Genomic DNA, 22,806 nt, shown 5'->3' with positions numbered 1-22,806 from the left:
GGAGAAAACATGAAAACATTAGTAATTTATGATACAACAGGTAGGATAATTTATCAGGGTAGCGGGGATGTATTGGAACCTGTTGGGATTCCATTTCTTTGGCTAGAAATCCCAACAGGAAAGATTCTTAAGAGCATTGATACATCAAAGCCCATTCACACACCGTTATACGAAGATGTGCCAAAAACAGAGATTGACGATGTAAAAGAACAACTTGCAGCAGTACAGATTGCGCTTGCTGAAATGATGGGGGTGTAAGCTATGCCAGCATGGAAAAAATCTATTTTTGTAAATGCTTTAAAAGCAAGAATGATACAGGAAAACAGGACAGCAGAGGGTATTATCGCAGAGTATACTAAATTGACAGAAACAGAGAAAACAGAAATATTAGCAGATTTATCATAGGAGGGCGCAAGCTCTCCTTTCTTTATTATTAATCACATGAGAGGTAGCATAAATGCAGTTAGAAGAAAAGGTTAATGAGCTGGAAAAGACTCTGATAAAAATAGATGAACGTTCCAAATCAAACAAGATTCGCCTAGATGAAGTAGAAGCAGAAATGAAGGAAACCAATTCCCTTGTTACTGCTATAAAGGAGTTGGCGGTAGAAACAAAGTACATGAGAACTGATCTGAATGAAACAATCCAACGCTTAACAAAGTTGGAAGGAAAAGACGCTGATAAGTGGGAAAAGTTCAAGTGGCTTCTGGTAACTGGAGTTGTAACTATTATTTTAGGTTTCATTGCCCTAAAGATAGGGCTGAAATAGAAAGAGAGGATTTTATATGGATATCAGTTTTTTAATGCAATATGTAAATCTTGTAACCCTTGGAATATGCTTATGTCTGGGATATGCCCTCAAAAATGCATTTAAGGGATTCAACAACCAGTACATACCTATCACTATGCTGGCAGTCGGCACCTTAATTAATGTACTTACCAACATCCCCAATATAAATGCTGCAGTAGTTTTAGGTGGTATGATAAGCGGCCTGGCAAGTACCGGTTTATATGAAGCTATGCGGAACTTGATAGAAAAAGACGGGAAAAAGGAGGATTAACCATGTTTAAAACAACATCTGCGTCTGGGATTGCTCTCTTAAAGCAGTTTGAGAGCTGCCGGTTAAAAGCATACAAAGCTCTTCCAACAGAGAAGTATTACACTATCGGTTATGGCCATTATGGGCCAGACGTAAAACCCGGAATGACAATAACGCAGGCGGAAGCTGAAGCTATGCTACAAGAAGATTTAAAGAAATACGAGAAGCCTGTAAATGATAACGTGACAGCGGAAATCACACAAAATATGTTTGATGCCTTAGTAAGCTTTACTTATAATTGTGGAGCCGATGCATTAAAAAAGAGCACACTCTTAAAAAAAATAAATATAAAAGATTACACCGGAGCTGCAGCAGAATTTCTAGAATGGAATAGATCAGGTGGAAAAGTAATTAATGGACTGACTGACAGAAGGCAGGTTGAAGCCTCACTTTTCTTAAAAGAGTATTCCGAATACATCCCAACCGGTCCAATAACCAGAAATTCAGACATTAAGGCTGTTAAATGGCTCCAGGAACAGCTTAACAAGGCCAACCCTACCTATGTTATACCTATTGATGGTAAATACACTGCAAAGACCAGAATAGCTGCTCTTATGTACGCAGAAATGCAGGGATGGAATTGGGAGAATAATTCTGGCTGGCAGATAGGAGCAGGAACAATTAAAGCGTTATCTTAAGAAAAACCCGGGGGCTACTCCTCCGGGTTATCTCTACATAGCTCATCAAGGGTAACCTTCAGAGCGTCGGCCAGCAGAATGGCTGTGTCTACTTTACAATTACCGCTTTTCTCAATGTCTTGTATCGTTCGCCTAGGAACCCCGCTTAATTCAACGAGGCTAGGGACCGATAATCCTTTACTTATTCTTATTTCTTTTAATCGCATAATACCTCCAGAGTTTCGGAATCACTTCTAGTAACATTAGTAAAGATGCGCAGATAACAAAAATACAAGCATATACTGCCCAGTTTGTTGTTATTGCTAAAATAAGCGAAAAGATAAAAAACAGTGTATTAAATGACATCATTTTCATTTTACAATTTAAATCCAATGTGGTAAGATTATTTTAGGTAGGGGAGATTTCTCTCCCCGTCTAGTTATTTGAAAGCTTTTACTAACTCTGCTATGGCAGTAATTAAAGCGGCGGTGGCGACCATTGCTTTAATGATTAAGTTGTAAAGGCTTTCTTTTCGTTTTTTCTTATGTTTCTTACCCACTGGACTTCCTCCTTTCCTTGATTATGTATATATTATAGCACGTATAAACGTGCTTGTCAATGGTTTTATGGAAATATTTATATAAAAACACCCAGGAATTAGACCCCTGGGCTTATTAACAATTATATTATTTACTTAGTTTCTTAGATATTTCGTCAAGCTGGCGAATGATAATCCAGTTCTGCTCTATCAATGTATTAAGATAAGTAATTTTAATGCTTTCCTCTCCCTTCATGCCAGCAAGAAAAGCGCCGTTTTCCATCACATTTGCTGCAGCTAGAGTTTGCTGTATATATCTAACCGACTGTGCATATTTCATGTCAAGGTCATTTAGTTCGTATGTATCAAGTGCATCCTGTAATTTCTGTTGTTCCTTTGATTCCTTTTCTTCTTTTGATGAAAATAATCCCATGATATAACCCTCCTATGTAAAATAATAACTTAATTATCCTACCGGAAGAAATATTTGTCAATAAAAATCCCCTAAGCTCAAACACTTAGGGGGACAGGTTGGGGACGAAACCTGCTAAAAACACTTATTCTAGATATATTCAGTACATAGATTGTATAACATTTATTTACATGTTACAATGGGTTAATGGTACTACAAGTATTATAAATACTGGTATTTTGTAAATCATATTCTATTGCACTTTGGCGGCCCTGATGGAGAATTAGCTGCATCTCAGCGCTATCTCTCTCAGAGATATGTAATGCCTTATAATGAGGTAAAAGGTATCTTAACCGATATCGGAACAGAAGAATTGGCTCATATGGAAATTATCTGTGCCATTGTTCATCAGCTTACCAGAAATCTCTCTATTGAAGAAATCAAAGCATCCGGCTTCGACACGTATTTTGTTGACCATACACTTGGGCTCTGGCCTCAGGCAGCCAGCGGAACACCCTTTAGTGCAACGGTATTTCAGTCAAAAGGCGACCCCATTACGGATCTTCATGAAGATATGGCAGCAGAGCAGAAAGCAAGAACGACCTATGATAATATCCTTCGCATGATTAAAGACCCTGATGTTATTGATCCTATCCGTTTCTTAAGAGAGAGAGAAGTTGTTCACTATCAGAGATTCGGTGAATCCTTAAGAATTGTTCAGGATAATCTTGATTCCAAGAACTTCTATGCCTTTAACCCTGCATATGATAAGTAGGATATGATAGCATAGCCAGAAGGTGTTTCAAGAGCTTACGGCGCTTGAAACACCTTCTATCGAAAAAATGTGAATTAGAGCTCCCTTATAACACTCGAAAGGGGAGAACTTCCCTTTTATTAAAAAACAATTAACATACTTGCAATTATTGCAAATTATGATACTATAATGACATATACTAATGGAGAAAGAAAATACAGCTTATAATGAAGAAAGATAAAGAATGCTATAAGGAGGTAGATAGAATGGATTTTTTTGAGAAGGTTGGAGACACCATAACCGTTAAAAGTAAAGAGATTGCCAAAAAGGCAAAGGAAGTGGCTGATGTTGCAAAATTAAGCAGCCAGGTAAGCAATGAAAAGGATAAAATCAATAAAAATTATATCGAGATTGGCCGAGCTTATTACAATGCTCATCTCCAGGATGAGAACTACGAATATGAAGGACTGTGCGGTGAGATAACGGCTTCAATGGATAAAATCACAGAATTAAAAAAGGAAATACAAACCTTGAAAGGTACCAAATTATGTGAGAGCTGTGGTGCAGAGCTGTCAAAGGATGCCCTGTATTGCTCAAGCTGTGGTACGAGAGTGGAAGAGGAAGATAACTAATCAGTTTCTAGAAAGCTGTTACCGATTGGGAGCAGCTTTTTTTCATAAGAAGGATTATCAATGCAGGAGGATAGGATGGCAGGTCTTCATATGAACTATTGTGTGGAATGTGGCAGCAGGCTGGAGTTAAAGATGTGCAAGGAAGATGGACTTGTTCCCTATTGTAAAAGCTGTGAAGCCTTTCGCTTTCCTATATATAATGCTGCAATCAGCACAGTGGTGATAAATCGGGAAAGAAATAAAATATTATTGATTCAACAATATGGAAAAACAGATAATATACTAGTGGCAGGCTATATTAACAAAGGGGAATCGGCAGAACATGCACTGGCAAGAGAAGTAATGGAAGAGATGGGTATGACGGTTGTTGCCTGTCAATTTATGAAAAGTGAATATTATCCCGGTTCCAATACTTTGATATTCAACTATGTAAGCATGGTGGATTCAGAGGACTTAAGCGGGATGACCCCGGAAGTGGACAGGGCAGGCTGGTACTCTTTCGAGGAGGCAAAGAGGATAATTAAACCGAATAGTCTGGCAGAGAGATTCTATCATTACTTTCTGGAAAGAACGGAAAATGGGAAAATTATTCACCTAATTCCAATAGATTAGCCTTGAAATAAGAATATTCACTATTTTTAATGGTTGGCATGAAATTTATAAAAAGCCCAGAATACAATAACAATTTGTATTCTGGGCTTTCTCTGTATTAATTTGAATCCGTCTCCGCAATTTTTTGTTTAATAGCTTCTTCAACATAGTGGGCGATATCATTTGACTTCATATCTTTATAATCTTCATAGTACAGAGGCTTTAAATAATGTATCTGCACATTGACTTCTTTGATGGAATGAGTGTCAAATACTTTATAGGAATTAAGGATTGCCAAGGGAACGATAGGGCATTTGGCGTTCATGGCACATTTAAAGCTGCCTCCCTTAAATTCTTGTATCTGATTCCCTTTCTTTGAACGAGTTCCCTCTGGGAATATCAAATAATTCTTACCCTGCTTTACTTCTTCTGTAACTTCATTTAACACCTTTAAGGACTGGCGTACATCTTCTCTTACAATGAACTTGGAGCCCAGAAGGGTAAATACATCCCGAAGAAAAGGGATATTCTCAATCTCTATCTTAGATACCGTTGCAAATGGCTTATCGTGGGTTTCCAGAAGAATCAGGGCATCAAAGAGACCCTGATGGTTGCCATATAACACATAGCCGTTCTCCTCAGGAAGGTTCTCTGTTCCTGTACAGGTTATATGGACCTTTCCGCGCTTATTTGCCAATACCGTAACGTGATGAAGAAATGCGTATTTTTTCTGCTCGCTGTATTTTTCCGGATGCTTCTTGTATTTATTTAATAAAAAGAGCCAATATGGCAATTGAAAGATACTTTTAAGTACCATCACCAGGATTCTTTCCATTCAAACCTCTTTCCCTAATACCGGATACGGGTCCGATATTCGTACGTAGTTGAAAAGGCTTTTTAATATGCCTATATTCTTATGCTATTGTACCAGAAAGGTTAACATAATGAAATAGGTTGTATCAAGAAATTTACATAATATCATAGCCTTTTAACATGCGGGCTCTGCTGGGATGTCTTAGTTTTCTTAAAGCTTTGGCTTCTATCTGGCGAATACGCTCACGGGTTACGTTGAATTCTTTCCCTACTTCCTCCAGAGTTCTGGTTCTTCCGTCTTTTAGGCCGAAACGAAGAATCAGCACCCGTTGCTCTCTTTCAGTGAGAGTCTCAAGAAGCTTTGAGATCTGATCCTGCAGTACAGAGTAAGATGCGGCATCTTCCGGTCCCATAATGGAATCATCCTTAATAAAATCACCCAAGTGGCTGTCATCCTCTTCACCGATTGGAGTATCCAGGGAAATAGGATCGGCGGATACCTTTAGAATCTCCCTTACCTTTTCAATGGGAAGCTTCATAGCATCTGCGATTTCCTGCTCGCTGGGTTCTCTGCCCAGACTTTGCAGCAGGCTTCTGGATACACGATATGTCTTGTTAATAACCTCAGACATATGTACCGGAATACGTATGGTTCTGGACTGGTCGGCAATGGATCTGGTAATTGCCTGACGAATCCACCAGGTAGCATAGGTACTGAATTTGTAACCTTTGCTGTAATCGAATTTATCTACCGCTTTGATTAAACCTAAATTACCCTCCTGAATCAAGTCCAGGAAAGAAAGACCTCTGCCCACATAACGTTTAGCAATACTTACAACCAGCCTGAGGTTTGATTCTGCCAATACTTTCTTGGAATATTCGTCACCCTCTTCAATCTTTTTCGCTAATTCAATTTCTTCCGCTACAGAAAGTAAGGGGTAGCTTCCGATTTCCTTCAGATAAAGCTTTACCGGGTCATCGGACATAGTACCAATCATGGAAAAATCGTCAATGTCTAAAAGGGCAGCTTCATCGCTGTCTTCTAGTTCTAAGATGATTTCATCATCGGGTTCATCCTCTTCAATGGGATTTAAGACAACAATATTATGTGCCTCAAGATATTCATATATTTTATCGATTTGCCTTACTTCAAGGTTCATCTCTTTAAAAAAATCATTTACTTTGCCTACATCTACAACGCCTTTGTTATCATTGGCATAGGAGAGTAGTTCTTTTAATCTTTCTTCAAAATTATGTGTTGCTTCGCTCATCATATTCCTCCATGGGTCTCATTGAATTAGCATAAGACAATAAAAAAAGAAACCCTTTACAAAATTAAGTGCCCTGAGTCTAGTATGATTATTCCCGGGACATTTCATGCATAAATATTTAGTAAATAAGTTTCATGGGACAAAATTACCACCAAATATCATTATAGCACAGGCTGTCCGATAAGAAAAGATAAATTTTATCATGAAAACCGATTTATCTCGAAAAAATTCGCTTCAAATGCAGCAAATTTTTCAGACAACTCTCTCTAGAATAAAATATGTGGCAAGCAGTAAAAATATCCATGAATTTAAAAAGAAGAACAGTATTGACAAATGGCAGGAAAATCCTCTATCCTAAAGGCAGAAAACGAAGGAGGTTTCATATGCCCTATATCAGTACAAAAACCAATATCACCATCCCAAAAGAAAAGGAAGTAAAGATAAAGGAAAGGCTTGGGAAGGCCATCAGTATTTTACCCGGTAAAAGCGAGAACTGGTTAATGCTGTCTTTTGAAGGAGATTCAAGTCTTTATTTTCAGGGAAAATCAGATAAACCAATTGCTTTCGTAGAGGTTAAGCTTTTTGGAAAGTCCAGTGCAGAGGCCTATAGTAAGCTCACTTCCGAGATTTCTGTAATTCTAAAAGAAGAGCTATCTATTGACCCCGGCCAGATATATGTAAAATATGAAGAAGTAAGTAACTGGGGATATAACGGTAATAACTTTTAAGTTAGTATGGGGTTGCTGCATAAATGTAACTGCTAAAAGTCATAATATTTTGGCGGTTATGTGAATGCAGCAGCCCTGTATTTTTGCCAGGAAATGCTTTTAAAACTACCCCAAAAAGATTGCAACCATCAGGGATTTGGTGAAAAACCAAAGTAATTTAATAAGCCCTGATAGATGGCATAAGCAAAATCATATTGCCTGTTTTTCAGTTTCTGAGAATCTTCATAGTTTGTAATATATCCTAGTTCTACAAGAACGGCAGGCATATTTGTTCTTCTTAATACATAAAGGGAAGGATTGATACGGACACCGTTGTTATAGGTTCCAAGCCTTTCAACGATTGCTGTCAGAATGCGTTCAGCCAGGTAATAGGACTGGGTGTAATTTTCATAAACATAACACTCGGTACCGTTTAAGGCAGGATTGTCGCTTGCGTTGCAGTGTATACTGATAAAGTAATCTGCCGGCCAGGTATTAGCAAGACGTACACGTTCTGCAAGGCTTGAGGTATTGCTGTAACCTAAAGATTGTTCCGGAGAGGTTCGCGAGGTACGGGCCTCGAACCTTGGGTCTGCGTTTAAAATGTTTGCCAGGTAGATTCCAACCTGATAGGTAATATCTTGTTCTCTAAGTCCAAAGCCCTCTGCACCGGCGTTGGTGCCTTGGGGATTATGCCCCTGATCTATAAAAATTCGTATAGCCAAGATAATACTCCTTTTCGTTCTATTATTACATCATATTCAAATATTGCATATTTGCTACTGTAAAGAAGCGTAAAATTTTATATGCCTCTCCTCTTTAAACGATTAACGCTGGAGGCGCTGGAATAACGGCATGTAACTTAAGTATGACAGCAGAATTTCATATCTTATCTGTGCTGGAATGGTTGACAGGAAGAATTCGGGGTGTATAATGTATTCTATGTGCATATGCACGGATAAAACATGGAAACAAAGTAAAAATTGCAAGCAAACATGCTGTGCAAAATGCTTCAACTACATAAGTTTCTATGCACCGTGCTGAATGGCACGAATATACAAAATGGCTGATTCAAGGATGGTTTTCAGCGGAGAGGAGATTTTTTTGCCGGGAAATGAAAAATGCAGATTTATCTGTGCAGAATATAAACAGAAAAACCTGAAGCCTGCAATCAAAGACAAGGATTTTACCGAGATACAGATGGATGAGCTGGAAGCCTTAAGGTTATGTGACTTTGAGGAGATGGACCAGGAAATGGCAGCCCATAGCATGAATATTTCCAGAGGAACTCTCCAGCGAATTTTGTATACGGCAAGGCACAAGGTTACCGAGGCACTTTTGGAGGGTAAGAATATTACCATTGCCGGAGGGAATTATCAGGTATCACCGGTTTGCCGGTGCAGTATGAAATGTAAAAAATGCAGAAAAGAGGTTATAGAACATGAGTGAAACATATGAAACTCAAAGCAGCTGTGGTGACAGCTGTTCCAGCTGTCAGGCTACCTGCTCTTCCAGAAAACAGGAGAAGGAGGACTTTAGAGAGCCGCTGAATCCTTACAGCAAAGTGAAGAAGGTTATAGGTATTGTCAGTGGAAAAGGAGGCGTTGGAAAATCCTTTTTAACTTCCTATTTAAGTGTACTGATAAACAGAGAAGGTTATCACACTGCTATTTTGGATGCAGATATTACAGGACCATCCATTCCGAAGGCCTTTGGCATTCATGAAAAAGCAAAAGGGAATGAACTTGGTATTTTTCCGGCTGTCAGCAAAAGCGGCATTAAAATCATGTCCGTCAATCTGCTCTTAGAAACAGAGGATACCCCTGTAATCTGGAGGGGACCGGTAATAGCAGGAACAGTAAAACAATTCTGGTCTGATGTGCTTTGGGACGATGTGGACTATATGTTTGTAGATATGCCTCCCGGAACCGGAGATGTTCCTCTTACGGTGTTTCAGTCCCTTCCTGTCGATGGTGTAATTATCGTAACCTCACCTCAGGAACTGGTATCCATGATTGTTGCAAAGGCTGTAAATATGGCAGAAGCCATGAATGTGCCGATTCTTGGTATTGTAGAGAATTACAGTTACTTAGAGTGCGGTAACTGCGGAGAAAAGATAAGTGTTTTTGGTACCAGCCATGTAGAGGAAACCGCAGAGAAGTATAAGCTGCCGGTTTTGGGAAGAATACCGATTACACCTGCTATAGCAGAAGCAGTAGATGCAGAAAATATCGAGGGTCTTAATGGTCCATGGCTTACAGAAGCAGTGGATGCACTAAAGTCTTTACTTGGTGAAGAAAGACAAGAAAAAGAGGACAATGGATTTTGCCGCATAGCAGTACCAACAGACGGAAATAATAATGTGTTTGCTCATTTTGGAAAAGCAGCAGAGTTTACTCTTTATGAATTCCAGGAAAATGAATTAGTCGGTAAAACAATTCTGGATTCCAAAGGCGAGGGACATGGCGCAACCATAGAAATGATGAAAAGAGAGAAGATTAATGTCGTAATCTGTGGTGGAATAGGAATGGAAGCCATGGAGGGATTAATGAACAGCGGCATCCTGGTAGTACCGGGTGCGGCAGGAGATGCCGATGTGTCCGTTGCTGCTTATCTGGACGGCGGTTTGAATGAAAGTTCAAAAGCTACCTGTGGATGTCAGGGTGGGAACTCTGAACATAACGAAGGGGCCTGTAATTGTAAATAATAGATAGAAAAACAAAGTGAAAATGATTTATTAATTTTCACTTTGTTTTTTGGGAAGCAGGGTAGCACGCTGTACAGCATCTGAACCATACTTTTCTCTTATGCTGTCAAGAGCCTTATCAAGCTTTTCCTTTTTCTCATCTTCTTTCATGGAAAAGAGGGAGAGCTGCGTATATTCTGTTTTTTCTTCCAGCTTTCCGGCCCTTACGCCAAGAAGCCTTAACGGAGCCCCTTTCCAGGATTCCTGTAAAAGATTACAGGCAGTATGATAGATAACGTCCGTTGTATTAGTGGGCAAGGGAAGAGTTATCTGATGGGATTGGTTGATAAAATCACAGTCCCGCATTTCCACGGTAATGCACGAAGCCTTTATATTATCTTTTCTGAGCCTGGAACCCACTGATTCACTAAGGAGGAGCAATATCTCTTTGGCATCGTTAAAGTCGGTAATATCCTGTGATAGGGTAAGGCTGTTGCCATAACCCTTAGCAGCGGAAGGGGAGTCTTCTACAGGACTATTATCAATCCCATGGGAGAAGGCATAGATACTTTCACCGTGTTTATTTCCTAAGTGGGACTTTAAAAAGGCAAGATTAGTATTCGCTATATCGCCTATAGTACGAAGTCCCAGATTTCTTAAAATTCTGGCAGAAGAGCGTCCCACAAAGAAGAGTTCAGTAAGAGGAAGGGGCCACATTTTCTTTTCAATTTCAGAGGGAAACAATGTGTGGATTTTATCGGGTTTCTCAAAGTCAGAGGCCATCTTTGCAAGAAGCTTATTTGATGAAATGCCGATATTCACGGTAAATTTCAGTTCTGTTCGTACCCGTTTGGCTATTGTTTCGGCTATTTTAAGGGGTGTGGAACCAAGGGGTATTGCACCTGTCATATCCAGATAGGCTTCATCGATGGAAAAGGGTTCCATTGTGGGGGTGTACTGATACAAGAGTTCCCGAAGAGATTTGGAATAATTCTCGTATAAGTTATGGTTTGGAGGAACCAGATAAAGACTAGGACATTTTTTTAAGGCTGCCACCACCGGCTCCCCGGTATTTATTCCAAAGGCCTTTGTAGGATGGGATTTGGCAAGGATTACTCCGTGTCTGGTCTTTAGATCACCGCCAACAGCAGAAGGAATTGTCCGTAAATCCAATGCATCCTTATCGGTTTCCAACCTGTGAACAGCTTCCCAGCTAAGAAATGCAGAATTAACATCAATATGGAATATCAGCCTGTCTTTCATAGGAACAATCCCTTTCCGGTCATAATGATAACACCATTATAGCACAAACAAACATTCGGAAAAAGAGGAAAACATAAACAACTTTGATAATAAAATAACAAATAAAAAGGAACAAAAGAAAATTATATTTTCTTTTTCCTATAAATGAGGTATAATAACAAAAGGCTATAATGAAACAAACAATATTCACACAAAATGGAGGTATGAATATGCTAGTATCAGCAAAAGATATGCTTAATAAAGCAAAGGCTGGACATTACGCAGTAGGCCAGTTCAATATTAATAACCTTGAGTGGACAAAGGCAGTTCTTTTAACAGCTCAGGAATTAAATTCACCGGTTATCTTAGGAGTATCAGAAGGTGCCGGTAAATATATGTGCGGTTACAAGACCGTTGCAAGTATGGTAACAGCCATGATAGATGAATTAAAGATTACCGTTCCTGTTGCACTTCACTTAGATCACGGCAGCTATGAAGGTGCTTTCAAATGCATCGAAGCTGGATTTTCTTCCATCATGTTTGATGGTTCCCACTATCCTATTGCAGAAAATATTGAGAAGACAAGAGAATTAGTTAAGGTTTGCGCAGAGAAAGGTCTCTCTCTGGAAGCAGAAGTTGGTTCAATCGGCGGAGAAGAAGACGGCGTTATCGGTGCCGGTGAAGTAGCTGATCCTAACGAGTGCAAATCCATCGCTGATCTTGGAGTAACAATGCTTGCTGCAGGTATCGGTAATATCCATGGAAAATATCCTGAGAATTGGCAGGGTCTTCGCTTTGATGCACTGGATGCTATACAGGCATTAACCGGAGATATGCCTTTAGTTCTTCACGGCGGTACAGGAATCCCCGAAGATATGATTAAGAAAGCTATCTCTCTTGGTGTAGCTAAGATCAATGTTAATACTGAATGCCAGCTTACTTTCGCAGCTGCAACCCGTAAGTACATTGAAGATGGAAAAGATCTTTCCGGTAAAGGATTTGACCCTCGTAAGCTTTTAGCACCTGGTTTCGAAGCAATCAAAGGAACTGTAAAGGAAAAGATGGAACTTTTCGGTTCTGTTGGAAAAGCTTAATTAGTCAATACAATTGAGTAATACTTATTTATTATAGAAAATAAGCTTGCAGGAAGTGGTAATCAACCTCTTCTGGCAAGCTTATTTTTTTAGGGAGATGAACTCAGGCTTTCCGATTTTTTCATTGAATCGTATTGAGACATAAAGGAAGTCCGTTACAGACAACAAGAAATATAATATAGTGTAATGGTTATAATAGAAGTTAGTAAGTAGAAAAATAATTCTTTGTATTAAACAGCAAAAGTTTTGTTGATAGATAATATTGTGCATAATTGTGCATTAAAAGCAAATAAAAGTAGCATATATATGAAAAAATAAAGGCATCACAATATATATTATTTCACTATAGCACTTAAATTATATTTGCGAAATACTCTGATACTAGCTAATAGAAGAGAAAAAGTAAAATTATGGTGAGATATAATCTAAATATGCAATAATAATGATATATAAAAGCACAATTAATAAATTAAAATGCACATATTATTGACAGAAGAAGGAGAATAAATTATAATGGCCTTAGTAAGTACATAGTAAAATTTATTCACATATATCTTGCGTTGAATTTAATGCATAATAGTGCGTTATTTTACAAAACATGAAAAAGGAGACATAAAATGGGAGAAATTAAGATGCTGGCAGACAATCTGCCTAATATCCCCTGGCAGGAGAAGCCTGCTAATGCAGCAGGACCTGTTTGGAGATATTCTGAGAATCCAATAATCGGAAGAAACCCTTTAAAAGGAGTAGCCAGAATATTCAATAGTGCCGTTGTTCCTTATGAAGGAAAGTTTATCGGTGTTTTCCGTGGGGAACAGACCAACGGTGTTCCTCAGCTTTATTTAGGACATAGTGAAGATGCTATTCATTGGACTTATGATGAAGAGAAGATTCCCTTTGTAAACGAAAAGGGTGAGCCATATATGCCAAGATATGCTTATGACCCCAGACTAATTAAGGTAGAAGATATCTATTATATAATTTGGTGTACAGATTTTTACGGTGCAGCTCTTGGACTTGCAAAAACAACAGATTTCAAGTCTTTTGTCAGACTGGATAACCCATTCCTTCCTTTTAACAGAAATGGTGTGTTCTTCCCAAGAAAAATAAATGGTAACTTTATGCTTCTTTCCCGTCCCAGCGACAGCGGACATACACCTTTTGGTGACATTTTCTTAAGTGAGAGCCCTGACCTGGTATATTGGGGAAAGCATAAGCACGTTATGACAAAGGGCAATAACCAATGGTGGCAGACTCTTAAGATAGGAGGAGGAGCAGCACCTATTGAAACAAGTGAAGGCTGGCTTTTGTTCTATCACGGAGTAACCGGTACCTGCAACGGCTATGTATATAGTATGGGTGCAGCTATATTAGACCGTGAGAATCCTTCCATTGTAAAATACCGTTCCGACAGTTTCGTACTTACACCGGAAGAATGGTATGAAGAGAGAGGCTTTGTAGGAAATGTAGTCTTCCCCTGTGCCACACTCCATGATGCCCAAACCGGAAGAATTGCTATTTATTATGGCGCAGCAGACAGCTACGTTGGGCTTGCTTTTACAACTCTTGATGAGATCGTTGGCTTTGTAAAGGAACATAACGTTAATATTGGTGATGATAATACGATTGGTATTATCTGATACTATTAAATTGCTGCACTTGTATGAAATGTTATTGTTGCAGTTAAGAGAAAGCGGGAGGTTCCTTTTGGAACTGACCGCTTTCTTTGTTTATAAGGAAAATACTTTAGACTTACTTGCATTATACCCATTTTCCTGATACGGAGAAATAGGAAAAATGCATTGCAAGTTAATGGCAAATTCAGTACAATAGGGTGTGACAATTTGCAAAGCCTATTTAAAGCAATGATGAAAGGAGACACAGACAGTGGACTACTTAGAGAAATATAACCAATGGATATCAGATGACTATTTTGACGCCGATACGAAGAAAGAACTCTTGGAACTTAAGGGTAATGACAGTGAAATCAAAGATCGCTTTTATAAAGATTTGGAATTCGGTACGGGAGGGCTTAGAGGTGTTCTGGGTGCCGGAAATAACCGTATGAATCTGTATACAGTAAGAAAAGCAACTCAGGGTCTTGCCAATTATATCTTAAAGCAGGCCGGCGAAGAAAAAGGAGTAGCTATCGCATACGATTCCAGGAGGATGTCTCCTGAATTTGCGGCAGATGCAGCTCTTTGCCTTAATGCAAACGGAATCAAAGCCTATGTATTTGAGTCCTTAAGACCTACCCCCGAGCTTTCTTTTGCAGTAAGAGAACTGCATTGTATTGCCGGTATTGTAATCACTGCAAGTCATAACCCTCCGGAATATAACGGTTATAAGGTATACTGGGAAGATGGCGCACAGATAACCTATCCCAAGGACGTGGAAATCATCGGTGAGGTTAATGCTATCACAGAATATGCTGCGGTCAAAACAATGAAGAAAGATGAAGCGGTAAAAAAAGGACTGTATCAGGTCATCGGAAAAGAAATTGATGACAGATATATGGAAGAACTTAAGAAGCTTGTAGTTAATCCTATAACAGATGAATGTAAGGATATGAAAATTGTTTATACACCTCTTCATGGAACCGGTAACCTTCCTGTCAGAAGGATTTTAAAGGAATTAGGATTCACCAATGTCTATGTGGTAAAAGAGCAGGAGCTTCCTGATGGAAATTTTCCTACGGTAGGATATCCTAACCCGGAAGATCCAAAAGTATTTACCCTTGCTAAGAAGTTAGCAGATGAAGTTGGAGCGGACTTGATTCTTGCCACAGACCCCGATGCAGATAGGCTGGGCGTGCAGGTAAGGGGAGAAGATGGTGAATTCAGACTTCTGACCGGAAATATGTCCGGTGCACTTATAGCAGAATATGTATTTTCTCAGAAAGCAGCCCATAATACACTGCCAAAGAATGCTGCCTTGATTAAAACAATCGTAACAGGAAATATTTCGGATAGAATCGCAGAATATTATCATGCCGACTTGATCGAAGTATTGACCGGCTTTAAGTATATCGGAGAGCAGATTAAATTATTTGAAGAAACCGGCTCCCACGAGTACGTATTTGGATTTGAGGAAAGCTATGGCTGTCTCGTAGGAACTCATTCCAGAGATAAGGATGCGGTAGTTGCAGTTATGGCTCTATGTGAAGCGGCAGCTTACTATAAGACCCAGGGAATTTCTCTCTATGAACAGATGAACCGGGTATTTGAAAAATACGGCTACTTTAAAGAGGATTTGGTTTCTGTTACCTTAAAGGGAATTGAAGGAATGGAAAAGATTAAGGAAATCATGGGAAATTACCGCAAAAATCCTCCTCTTACAGCCGGTGGACTTAAAGTACTAAAATTCAGAGATTATGAGGCAGATACGATTACGGATCTAGTGACAAAAGAAGTTGTTCCTACAGGTCTTCCGAAATCAGATGTACTCTATTTTGATTTGGAAGAAGATGCGTGGTGTGCGGTAAGGCCTTCCGGTACAGAACCTAAGATAAAATTCTATTTTGGCGTGAAAGGCAGCAGCTTAACTGATGCCTCTGAAAAGTTGGATAAATTAGTGCATGACCCTGTATTTGTCGTAGCTTAACCTGTCTCGCTACAGGTTAAAGGGAATAAGCCGAACAGTAATGTGATTAATCTCAACTGCAAATAAGAGGTAACAAGGCTTGGAATAAGTAGGGTGCGTCAGCGAGCAAGCATGGAACTGTTTAATTCAAACATCGGGTTATAGATTTTAGCCGAATCTATCTGTATTGTGATATAAAAAAAGCAAGGGAATCTTCTGCTGTGAAGACATGCCCTTGCTTTTTGAATTCTTAAATTATGTTAACATGGATGTTTAATGTAATATTTATTATAATTTTTGTCCGCAGTTAGGGCAAAAGTTGGCATCAGTGGTTTTCTGACCGCAGTTAGGGCAGAAGTTAGGCTTCGTGCCGGGGTTTGCCGTTGGATTTGCACCGGGGTTTGTTTGAAAACCTTGGCCGTTCCCGGAATTATTCATCCGGTTTAGCATCTGGTTAGCCATATTTGCACCCATCATCATACCTGCCATGTCGCTGGCAGCACTTCCGCCACCATGAGCATTGTTTCCAAAAAGACCGTCTGTCATAGCAACCTGTTGGTAACGGTTTAAGTCACCTACCATGCCATAGGAAGCATTTTTATTAATCATTGCCTGAATTTCTTCGGGGTAATTAAAGCTCATAATCTGAAAACCGGTTACGCTTAAACCAGTATCAAAAAGCTGCATATCCAGGTCAGTTTTGATTCCGGAGGAAATGTCATAGGAATTGGCTTGCAGATTAAACATATCCTTACCCTCTTTTACTATCCACTTCATTAAGAGCTGGTCTAGCAAAGCTGTGATACGGAGTTTTACATCCTCAACCAGATAACTTTCCTTAATACCTGCTATCTTGTCAATGAGCTTAACATAATCTTTAACCTTAAATTGAAAAGTTCCGTTAGCGCGGATTGGAAGGCCTCCGGGAAGGGTAGGAGCAGGGATATTGATAGCATTCTTTGTTCCCCACTTTACTGTAAATTCCTTTGTATTGACAAATAAAACCTCGGCACGCATTCCGCTGTTAAAGCCGAATCGAAAGCCGCTTAAGGTTGAAAGAAAAGGTATGATTTGAGACTCAATATCGTAATCGCCCTCATCCTGAAAGATTCCCTCTACTTTACCGTTAAATAAGAAGACGGCATCCTGACCGGGACGAATGATAAGCCTGCTTCCCTTTTTTATCTCCTTATTGCTCCATTTCCAAAATATCATATCTTCTCTAAATTCTTCCCACTCCACTACATTGGAGAATTGGTCTTTAAAGAAACCCATTGTTCAATTTCCTTTCTGTGCATTATTATATTGAAGTTATATGTGCCAGGCTAGGTCTTGCAGAGTGTACTTAGAAGCCTCTGCTACCGCCGCTGTGAGAATGACCGCCGCTTGAAATTCCGCCGCCGCCGCTGCTTCTCGGACCGCCGTCATTTGTTTGGGGAGTAGGCTTTTTCACTCTTGTTGTAGTAGTACGAAGATACTCATCTCTGTTGGCGGTAATACCGGAAGTGCTTCCATCCATATAATCTCTTCCGGTGGTAGTCATTCTGCCGCCGGAATTAGCAGCCATTATCCCTACGGTAACAGCACCTATGGCTAGAGCGATTCCTAGCTGGACAAAGGTGTTATACAGGGGATTTTTCTCCTTTTGCCCATAATAGTTACTAGGGCCGTCATAGGAGGATTCACCATAGTAATTACCGGAATTCGGATCACTTGAGGCAGGAGTTTCCTTTACCCCTTTCTCTTCATTCATATAGTAAGCAGATTCCTTAGCGAATTGAATAAATGCTTTTTTATATTCCCCATCCTTTAGTAAAGGCTGAATATCATCCAGCATATATTCTGTACGGTCATTGTTAACATAGTATTCCGACTTTCCGTAACCTTGAATTGTTACGCTGCGGTTTCCTTCTTCCATATTGACTAACATTATTACAGCACTGCCAAACTCTTCTTCGTAACCAAAAGCTTTCTCGTCATAGAAATCTTCAAGATATGTTTTGGGATCTTTCCCTGCAAGGTCATCGGTAACCATTATGATGTCAGCCTTTGCTTTGTCACTGTATTCGATACAGGTATCGGTCAGATCCGTAACTTCCGCTTCTGTTAAAAGGCCATAATTATCGTATACGTATTGCTTGGTGCTCTCCTCTTTGGCGGCAGCTGCCTGAGGGGCTTTTAGAAAAACCGCAGTGCAGGCAATCAGGATGAAGACAAGAAAGAAAACAGGCAGTGTGGATTTTCGGCTGATTAAATTCATAAAATTGGCCCTCCTGTTAGAACTGCAATAAGCTTAATAATAAGAAAAGCAGCTGCACTGACTGCAGAAAACCAAGCAGCAATTTTTCCGGCACTTAAGGGAGGTTTACCTACTATCTTACCGGTCTGACCATTCATTGCAAAGGTATGCTCTGCCTGTTTGTAATCATAACACACCATCCATACAGGGAAAAGAGCATACCAGGCATTTTTCTTCCTGATATTAATGTCCTTCGAATTATACGAGGTGGTGGCATAACCACTTATTGTCTGATCGATGTAATTATCCACATAGCGCTGTACTCTTTCTTCTATTCGAGGAAATAAATCCTTGTCGTCATAATTATATTTTTCTGCCAGATAACCTGCCAGATATGGCATCTGGAATTCCTTTAAATCCTGATAATGATAGGGCTCTAATTTATCCATCATACCATCATTCATCTTCTCGGAAGCGTCGGTGGGAACTTTCATATAATTCAAGCTGACCTGCCGATACACATGAAAATAATCGGTTTCTGTATAAATATAATCCCCACGGGTATAGGTACGGACCTTGGTACAGGTAGCATCAGCGCTGCCGAGCCCATTTAAATCATAAAGCCAGAAAGGAACATAAATGCCGGTGATGCTCTTAATCCTATCTGCAGACATAAAGCCTCTTGGAGTCAGCAGACCTTTTTTACACCATTTCTTAAAGGCAGCTTGTGCCTGTTCTTTGTTAATTGAAAAAGGTATTACCAAAGAGGGAGCAAAATTACCTGAAAGCCTGTCGGAGAGAACAACAGCTGCGCCGCAGAAGCTGCAGGTAGTAGCAGTGGTATCCTTATCTGTTATCAAAGTAGCACCGCAATTCTTGCAGTGGTATTCATTAACCTCTTCTTGGTGCTGATGTGCTTCTTCGTCTTTATAATTGGTATTGTTATAAGTGCGGCTATCCTTATTTTCTTTGCTTTTTGTCATTTCGTCAATATTCATCTCGTTGCCGCAGCTATCGCAATGCAGCTTTCCCGAGGTACTGTCGAACACCATATCAGCGCCGCAGTCCGGGCATTTGTATTGCACTACCATATGTTACCTCCAAGCATTTATTTCTGCTATATCATCAAATTGCTATACCCTATTATAATCGTGCATCTGTAAAAACACAATAACATCCCATACCCTTTCAAGGGTATCTTTCGTTTGCAAAAAGAATTCTGTTGGGATAAAGGTCCGCATACGAAAACAGCGGCATAAAGCCGCTATTTCGACGGATATTTTTACAATCCAGTTTATCTTATTTATTAAGGCTTGCTTTTAGAGCTGCCAGTTCATCTTCTACATTTGCATTCTGGCTGTATTTCTTTGTCAGATCTTTAATAGAAGCATCTGAGCCTGAATGATTCAGCTCTGCCATAGCATTGGCCTTATCAAGGGCTTTATCTGCCATTTCCTCGTATTTTGAAAAGCTTGCGATGGAATCATTGGCACTTGCAAAGGAGGAAGTCATCTTATTCATACGTTCCTGTGTCTTGGCCACAGCCAGCTTACCTTTAATCATATCCTTTCTGGATTCCAATTCGTTAATATCGGATACCAGCTTATCATGCATTTCTCTCATACGGACAGCGTTGCTATGAGAAAGGTCATAGGCTTCCTGCAGGCCGGAAAGCTTATTGCTTAAGGATGCCTTTTGCTCCAGGAATTTTCTTGCATCCTCATCGCTTCCTGCCTCAATAGCCTTTACGGCATAGGACTGCATCTTAGTAATTTCTTCGTTACAATCATCCAGTACTCGTTTGGCACGTTGTTCTTCAGCCATAATAGCTGCTGTTTCTGCCTTTACTTTACCTAAGTCACTTGTAAGATTCCTCAAACACTGATCGATCATCTTCTCAGGATCCTCAGCCTTATCCAAAAGAGCGTTTATGTTACTGGACATAATATCTTTAAATCTAGTCAATATACCCATGAAAAAACCTCCGTTCACGTAATTTCCATTTATTGTTTTCATCATCAGTTTAGCTTTTTTCAGCTTTATAGTCAAGTTAAAATCAGGTTAGAATTCTGATTAGGAAATTAGAAGGATTAAAGTAGTTAATCTATCAAATTCAGATTGACAGTCTTCTTGCACTGTTGTAAATTATTTATGTAAGATAGATGCAAATTAGATGATAAACAATTTGCTAACCAATAGTGCATTTTATGAAGAATAAAAGAGGTTCTTATGCAATCGGAAAATATATCAGATAACGGAATAGTGGATTTAGGAAACTTGTATCGTATTGGCAGAACAATCAGAAAAGCAATGGCAGGAGACGGAATCACTGTCGGAATGATAGGAGGTTCAATTACCCAAGGCTCCCGCTCAAGCTCTCCTAAAACCTGCTACGCATATCTGGTATACATGTGGTGGGTCAACCGGTTTCCCAATTGCAAAATACAGTATATAAATGCAGGCATAGGAGGAACTACTTCCCAATTTGGAACTGCCAGAGCGGAGGAGGATCTGCTTGCCTTTCAGCCGGATTTTATTATTACAGAATTTAGTGTAAATGATCAGAATACACCATTTTTCAGAGAGACTTATGAAGGACTTATAAGACAGTGCCTTACCTGTACTTCAGAACCTGGAATCCTTATTTTGAATAATGTATGTTATAATGACGGAACGAACACCCAGGAGATGCATAATGAAGTGGGAGCTTACTATAAACTTCCGATGGTAAGTATAAAGGATAGCATATACCAACTGGTAAAATCAGGAGCTGTAGATAAAGCCGCCATAACGCCGGATGACCTGCACCCCAATGACGCAGGGCATAAGCTGGTAGCAGAGAAAGTAACCAATCTTCTGGATATAATATATGAAAAGGTTGAAAAGGAAGAAATAGAGAAGGAGTATATATTCCCGGAGAAAACCTTAACAGATAATAGATTTGAAGATTCGTTAAGACTGAATAATAACAATATAAAACCCTCAGCAAAAGGATTTCAGGCTGATAAAACACCAAAAGCGGGTATAACCGATATTTTTCGGGATGGTTTTTTCGCAAGAAAAGTTGGAGATACTATTTCCTTTGAGGTAGAAGCCGGTAATATTGCGGTACAGTATAAAAAGACGATTCAAAGAAAAGCACCTGTTGCGGCGGCAGTTATCGATGGGGATAGTGAGAATCCCGTTATACTGGATGCCAACTTTGAAGAAGATTGGGGTGACTGCCTATATCTTCAGAATCTGCTGGTTGGAGGAAGTAAGGGCAGGCATAGAATTGATATTACTATTACAGAGGCGGACGAAGAGAGCAATCTTGATTTTTATCTTGTTTCCATGATAATTTCAGACCGAGGTTAATATAGAAAAATCAGTACTGCAAGTACTGCTAATAGCAGGGAGGTAACAAATTGAAGAAGATTACAATACAGGATGTGGCAAAGGAACTGAATCTCTCACGCAATACTGTAGCTAAGGCGTTAAATAACAGTGAAACGGTGGCATATGAGACAAGGTATGTAGTTATCAAGAAAGCTTATGAAATGGGTTACTCAAAGTTGTCACCTCTTGTACTGAATGAATACAAAATAAAGGACAAGCTGGAAAAGGTAAGAACGGTTGTAGTCTTTGCCAGAAGAGAGCTGTCAACCTTTTGGAACAGGATTATTATGGGGATTTCTGATGAGCTGAATAAGAACAACTGCAAACTTCAGCTTAATTTTATCAGTGAAGAGGATGAAGCGAAACATATTGCTCCCTTAGATGTGGATACGGATATGAGCGGAATTATTATACTGAATGTATTTCATAAAGAATTCCTGGAACTGATACTAAAAAAAGATGTACCGGTAGTATTTCTGGATGGTCCGAGCGATGTATTTGAAATCTCTACAATGGGCGATATTGTTATCTTTGAAGGGTTTCACTCTACGAGAAAAATAACAGAGCATCTATTAAGTCAGGGGAATAGAAAGCTTGCATTTATAGGTGATACCAGCTACTGCAGGACAATCAGAGATCGACATGACGGCTTCCGGTCCGCACTTATGGATTATGGTATAGAACCGGAAGAGCGTTATATGATTACCCGTCATGTGGAGCACAAGTACTACAAACAGGAAGAAGTCCATGGGGAACTTGAGAAATTAAAAGACCTTCCGGAGGCTATAGTGTGCGCCAATGATGATATAGCCAAAGATGTGATGCTCTGGCTTAAGAGAAAGGGAATCAAGGTACCGGAAGAGGTAGCTCTTACCGGCTTTGATGATAAGGAAGAAGTTGAGTTACTTTCCCCTGCGCTGACAACAGTTCATATTGGTAATCAGAGGATGGGGCGCAGACTAGTGCAGCAGCTTATCTGGAGAATAGATAATCTGGATTTGCCGAAAGAAATTGTTGTAATAAATACAGAGACTATTATCAGGGAATCCTCTATACGAAAGGGAAATGATTAAATTTTGAGGAAAAAAGCAACTTTTACCTAAAAATATAAGATCTGATTAGAAAAGATTCCGGAAGGCCAGCTTGTGAT

25 protein-coding genes and 2 pseudogenes are annotated in these 22,806 nt (G+C 39.6%); 17 read left to right on the top strand and 10 right to left on the bottom strand.

Annotated elements, in window-relative coordinates; translation table 11 throughout:
• Window positions 1-9 precede the first annotated feature (9 nt).
• Genes bsdcttw_RS22275 through bsdcttw_RS22255 form a run of 5 tightly spaced genes read left to right on the top strand, consistent with a single transcriptional unit; the run spans window position 10 to window position 1,738 of the window.
• The gene (locus bsdcttw_RS22275; protein ID WP_185256965.1) at window positions 10-258 is read left to right on the top strand and encodes a hypothetical protein; all 249 of its coding nucleotides are present in this window, start codon (window positions 10-12) and stop codon (window positions 256-258) included.
• Between the two features lie 3 nt (window positions 259-261).
• The gene (locus bsdcttw_RS22270) at window positions 262-405 is read left to right on the top strand and encodes a hypothetical protein (protein ID WP_185256964.1); all 144 of its coding nucleotides are present in this window, start codon (window positions 262-264) and stop codon (window positions 403-405) included.
• Between the two features lie 52 nt (window positions 406-457).
• Window positions 458-769: a hypothetical protein gene (locus bsdcttw_RS22265; RefSeq protein WP_185256963.1), complete on the top strand. Its 312-nt coding sequence runs from the start codon at window positions 458-460 to the stop codon at window positions 767-769.
• Window positions 770-785: 16 nt separating this feature from the next.
• The gene (locus tag bsdcttw_RS22260) at window positions 786-1,061 is read left to right on the top strand and encodes a phage holin family protein (protein WP_185256962.1); all 276 of its coding nucleotides are present in this window, start codon (window positions 786-788) and stop codon (window positions 1,059-1,061) included.
• 2 nt (window positions 1,062-1,063) lie between these two features.
• A complete protein-coding gene (locus tag bsdcttw_RS22255; RefSeq protein WP_185256961.1) occupies window positions 1,064-1,738 on the top strand; it encodes a lysozyme in 675 nt (224 codons plus the stop codon).
• A gap of 14 nt (window positions 1,739-1,752) precedes the next feature.
• On the opposite strand, the gene bsdcttw_RS22250 is transcribed toward bsdcttw_RS22255, so the two are convergent.
• Together bsdcttw_RS22250 and bsdcttw_RS22245 are read right to left on the bottom strand one after the other, a co-directional pair.
• Entirely contained in the window at window positions 1,753-1,944 is a 192-nt protein-coding gene (locus bsdcttw_RS22250; protein WP_185256960.1) for a helix-turn-helix transcriptional regulator, read from the bottom strand.
• 459 nt (window positions 1,945-2,403) lie between these two features.
• Window positions 2,404-2,688, bottom strand: coding sequence for a hypothetical protein (locus tag bsdcttw_RS22245; RefSeq protein ID WP_185259958.1), 285 nt, complete (start codon window positions 2,686-2,688; stop codon window positions 2,404-2,406).
• A gap of 229 nt (window positions 2,689-2,917) precedes the next feature.
• Between bsdcttw_RS22245 and bsdcttw_RS22240 the strand changes: the two are divergent.
• The 3 genes and pseudogenes from bsdcttw_RS22240 to bsdcttw_RS22230 form a co-directional block, all read left to right on the top strand.
• Window positions 2,918-3,442, top strand: a pseudogene (locus bsdcttw_RS22240) (manganese catalase family protein); the annotation flags it as partial.
• Between the two features lie 245 nt (window positions 3,443-3,687).
• Window positions 3,688-4,053, top strand: a complete 366-nt coding sequence (locus bsdcttw_RS22235; RefSeq protein WP_185256959.1) for a zinc ribbon domain-containing protein — start codon at window positions 3,688-3,690, stop codon at window positions 4,051-4,053.
• A gap of 75 nt (window positions 4,054-4,128) precedes the next feature.
• A complete protein-coding gene (locus bsdcttw_RS22230) occupies window positions 4,129-4,665 on the top strand; it encodes an NAD(+) diphosphatase (RefSeq protein ID WP_225903731.1) in 537 nt (178 codons plus the stop codon).
• 97 nt (window positions 4,666-4,762) lie between these two features.
• Here bsdcttw_RS22230 and bsdcttw_RS22225 read toward each other — a convergent pair whose 3' ends face one another.
• Together bsdcttw_RS22225 and rpoD are read right to left on the bottom strand one after the other, a co-directional pair.
• Window positions 4,763-5,479, bottom strand: a complete 717-nt coding sequence (locus tag bsdcttw_RS22225) for a lysophospholipid acyltransferase family protein (RefSeq protein WP_185256958.1) — start codon at window positions 5,477-5,479, stop codon at window positions 4,763-4,765.
• Window positions 5,480-5,612: 133 nt separating this feature from the next.
• On the bottom strand, window positions 5,613-6,728 hold the full coding sequence (gene rpoD / locus bsdcttw_RS22220; RefSeq protein WP_185256957.1) for an RNA polymerase sigma factor RpoD: 1,116 nt from the start codon (window positions 6,726-6,728) through the stop codon (window positions 5,613-5,615).
• Between the two features lie 383 nt (window positions 6,729-7,111).
• On the opposite strand from rpoD, the gene bsdcttw_RS22215 reads away from it, so the two are divergent.
• Window positions 7,112-7,456: a phenylpyruvate tautomerase MIF-related protein gene (locus bsdcttw_RS22215; protein WP_185256956.1), complete on the top strand. Its 345-nt coding sequence runs from the start codon at window positions 7,112-7,114 to the stop codon at window positions 7,454-7,456.
• A gap of 128 nt (window positions 7,457-7,584) precedes the next feature.
• Here the strand turns inward: bsdcttw_RS22215 and bsdcttw_RS22210 are convergent, their stop codons facing one another.
• The gene (locus bsdcttw_RS22210; protein ID WP_185256955.1) at window positions 7,585-8,160 is read right to left on the bottom strand and encodes an N-acetylmuramoyl-L-alanine amidase family protein; all 576 of its coding nucleotides are present in this window, start codon (window positions 8,158-8,160) and stop codon (window positions 7,585-7,587) included.
• Window positions 8,161-8,539: 379 nt separating this feature from the next.
• Between bsdcttw_RS22210 and bsdcttw_RS22205 the strand changes: the two genes are divergently transcribed.
• From bsdcttw_RS22205 to bsdcttw_RS25430, 3 genes and pseudogenes are all read left to right on the top strand, one after another.
• Window positions 8,540-8,884: a DUF134 domain-containing protein gene (locus tag bsdcttw_RS22205; RefSeq protein ID WP_207726452.1), complete on the top strand. Its 345-nt coding sequence runs from the start codon at window positions 8,540-8,542 to the stop codon at window positions 8,882-8,884.
• A pseudogene (locus tag bsdcttw_RS22200) lies at window positions 8,877-9,722 on the top strand (P-loop NTPase); the annotation flags it as partial. The gene bsdcttw_RS22205 and the pseudogene bsdcttw_RS22200, both read left to right, overlap by 8 nt.
• Window positions 9,702-10,142, top strand: coding sequence for a NifB/NifX family molybdenum-iron cluster-binding protein (locus tag bsdcttw_RS25430; RefSeq protein WP_334297359.1), 441 nt, complete (start codon window positions 9,702-9,704; stop codon window positions 10,140-10,142). The pseudogene bsdcttw_RS22200 and the gene bsdcttw_RS25430, both read left to right, overlap by 21 nt.
• A gap of 30 nt (window positions 10,143-10,172) precedes the next feature.
• Here the strand turns inward: bsdcttw_RS25430 and bsdcttw_RS22195 are convergent, their stop codons facing one another.
• Complete coding sequence (locus bsdcttw_RS22195; protein WP_330602324.1) at window positions 10,173-11,384, bottom strand: DNA polymerase Y family protein; 1,212 nt, start codon at window positions 11,382-11,384, stop codon at window positions 10,173-10,175.
• A 209-nt stretch (window positions 11,385-11,593) separates the two neighbouring features.
• Between bsdcttw_RS22195 and fba the strand changes: the two genes are divergently transcribed.
• From fba to bsdcttw_RS22180, 3 genes are all read left to right on the top strand, one after another.
• Window positions 11,594-12,457, top strand: a complete 864-nt coding sequence (gene fba / locus bsdcttw_RS22190) for a class II fructose-1,6-bisphosphate aldolase (RefSeq protein WP_185256952.1) — start codon at window positions 11,594-11,596, stop codon at window positions 12,455-12,457.
• Window positions 12,458-13,074: 617 nt separating this feature from the next.
• Complete coding sequence (locus bsdcttw_RS22185) at window positions 13,075-14,097, top strand: glycoside hydrolase family 130 protein (protein WP_185256951.1); 1,023 nt, start codon at window positions 13,075-13,077, stop codon at window positions 14,095-14,097.
• A gap of 247 nt (window positions 14,098-14,344) precedes the next feature.
• Window positions 14,345-16,060 carry a phospho-sugar mutase gene (locus bsdcttw_RS22180; RefSeq protein WP_185256950.1) on the top strand — a complete coding sequence of 572 codons (1,716 nt, stop codon included), beginning with the start codon at window positions 14,345-14,347 and terminating at the stop codon, window positions 16,058-16,060.
• A gap of 267 nt (window positions 16,061-16,327) precedes the next feature.
• Here bsdcttw_RS22180 and bsdcttw_RS22175 read toward each other — a convergent pair whose 3' ends face one another.
• The 4 genes from bsdcttw_RS22175 to bsdcttw_RS22160 form a co-directional block, all read right to left on the bottom strand.
• Window positions 16,328-17,314, bottom strand: a complete 987-nt coding sequence (locus bsdcttw_RS22175) for an SPFH domain-containing protein (protein WP_185256949.1) — start codon at window positions 17,312-17,314, stop codon at window positions 16,328-16,330.
• 70 nt (window positions 17,315-17,384) lie between these two features.
• Complete coding sequence (locus bsdcttw_RS22170; protein WP_185256948.1) at window positions 17,385-18,299, bottom strand: TPM domain-containing protein; 915 nt, start codon at window positions 18,297-18,299, stop codon at window positions 17,385-17,387.
• Window positions 18,296-19,369 (bottom strand): TFIIB-type zinc ribbon-containing protein, encoded by a 1,074-nt coding sequence (locus tag bsdcttw_RS22165; RefSeq protein WP_185256947.1) that lies wholly within the window; start codon window positions 19,367-19,369, stop codon window positions 18,296-18,298. The genes bsdcttw_RS22170 and bsdcttw_RS22165 overlap by 4 nt, the downstream gene beginning before the upstream one ends.
• Window positions 19,370-19,577: 208 nt before the next feature.
• Complete coding sequence (locus bsdcttw_RS22160) at window positions 19,578-20,252, bottom strand: PspA/IM30 family protein (protein ID WP_185256946.1); 675 nt, start codon at window positions 20,250-20,252, stop codon at window positions 19,578-19,580.
• Window positions 20,253-20,507: 255 nt separating this feature from the next.
• Between bsdcttw_RS22160 and bsdcttw_RS22155 the strand changes: the two genes are divergently transcribed.
• Window positions 20,508-21,635 (top strand): SGNH/GDSL hydrolase family protein, encoded by a 1,128-nt coding sequence (locus bsdcttw_RS22155; RefSeq protein WP_185256945.1) that lies wholly within the window; start codon window positions 20,508-20,510, stop codon window positions 21,633-21,635.
• 50 nt (window positions 21,636-21,685) lie between these two features.
• Entirely contained in the window at window positions 21,686-22,729 is a 1,044-nt protein-coding gene (locus bsdcttw_RS22150; RefSeq protein WP_185256944.1) for a LacI family DNA-binding transcriptional regulator, read from the top strand.
• Window positions 22,730-22,806 lie beyond the last annotated feature (77 nt).

Origin of the sequence: Anaerocolumna chitinilytica (genome assembly GCF_014218355.1) — a bacterium.
GTDB classification, from domain to species: domain Bacteria; phylum Bacillota; class Clostridia; order Lachnospirales; family Lachnospiraceae; genus Anaerocolumna; species Anaerocolumna chitinilytica.
This window is presented reverse-complemented; position numbering and strand designations above follow the sequence as displayed.

Coding starts and splice junctions, on each gene's coding strand:
- rpoD (WP_185256957.1), bottom strand. CDS start 6,728: ATGAGCGAAGCAACACATAATTTTGAAGAAAGATTAAAAGAACTACTC.
- bsdcttw_RS22250 (WP_185256960.1), bottom strand. CDS start 1,944: ATGCGATTAAAAGAAATAAGAATAAGTAAAGGATTATCGGTCCCTAGC.
- bsdcttw_RS22165 (WP_185256947.1), bottom strand. CDS start 19,369: ATGGTAGTGCAATACAAATGCCCGGACTGCGGCGCTGATATGGTGTTC.
- bsdcttw_RS22235 (WP_185256959.1), top strand. CDS start 3,688: ATGGATTTTTTTGAGAAGGTTGGAGACACCATAACCGTTAAAAGTAAA.
- bsdcttw_RS22270 (WP_185256964.1), top strand. CDS start 262: ATGCCAGCATGGAAAAAATCTATTTTTGTAAATGCTTTAAAAGCAAGA.
- bsdcttw_RS22255 (WP_185256961.1), top strand. CDS start 1,064: ATGTTTAAAACAACATCTGCGTCTGGGATTGCTCTCTTAAAGCAGTTT.
- bsdcttw_RS22230 (WP_225903731.1), top strand. CDS start 4,129: ATGGCAGGTCTTCATATGAACTATTGTGTGGAATGTGGCAGCAGGCTG.
- bsdcttw_RS22265 (WP_185256963.1), top strand. CDS start 458: ATGCAGTTAGAAGAAAAGGTTAATGAGCTGGAAAAGACTCTGATAAAA.
- bsdcttw_RS22260 (WP_185256962.1), top strand. CDS start 786: ATGGATATCAGTTTTTTAATGCAATATGTAAATCTTGTAACCCTTGGA.
- bsdcttw_RS22195 (WP_330602324.1), bottom strand. CDS start 11,384: ATGAAAGACAGGCTGATATTCCATATTGATGTTAATTCTGCATTTCTT.
- bsdcttw_RS22225 (WP_185256958.1), bottom strand. CDS start 5,479: ATGGAAAGAATCCTGGTGATGGTACTTAAAAGTATCTTTCAATTGCCA.
- bsdcttw_RS22185 (WP_185256951.1), top strand. CDS start 13,075: ATGGGAGAAATTAAGATGCTGGCAGACAATCTGCCTAATATCCCCTGG.
- bsdcttw_RS22215 (WP_185256956.1), top strand. CDS start 7,112: ATGCCCTATATCAGTACAAAAACCAATATCACCATCCCAAAAGAAAAG.
- bsdcttw_RS22245 (WP_185259958.1), bottom strand. CDS start 2,688: ATGGGATTATTTTCATCAAAAGAAGAAAAGGAATCAAAGGAACAACAG.
- bsdcttw_RS22160 (WP_185256946.1), bottom strand. CDS start 20,252: ATGGGTATATTGACTAGATTTAAAGATATTATGTCCAGTAACATAAAC.
- bsdcttw_RS22155 (WP_185256945.1), top strand. CDS start 20,508: ATGCAATCGGAAAATATATCAGATAACGGAATAGTGGATTTAGGAAAC.
- bsdcttw_RS22175 (WP_185256949.1), bottom strand. CDS start 17,314: ATGGGTTTCTTTAAAGACCAATTCTCCAATGTAGTGGAGTGGGAAGAA.
- bsdcttw_RS22275 (WP_185256965.1), top strand. CDS start 10: ATGAAAACATTAGTAATTTATGATACAACAGGTAGGATAATTTATCAG.
- bsdcttw_RS22170 (WP_185256948.1), bottom strand. CDS start 18,299: ATGAATTTAATCAGCCGAAAATCCACACTGCCTGTTTTCTTTCTTGTC.
- fba (WP_185256952.1), top strand. CDS start 11,594: ATGCTAGTATCAGCAAAAGATATGCTTAATAAAGCAAAGGCTGGACAT.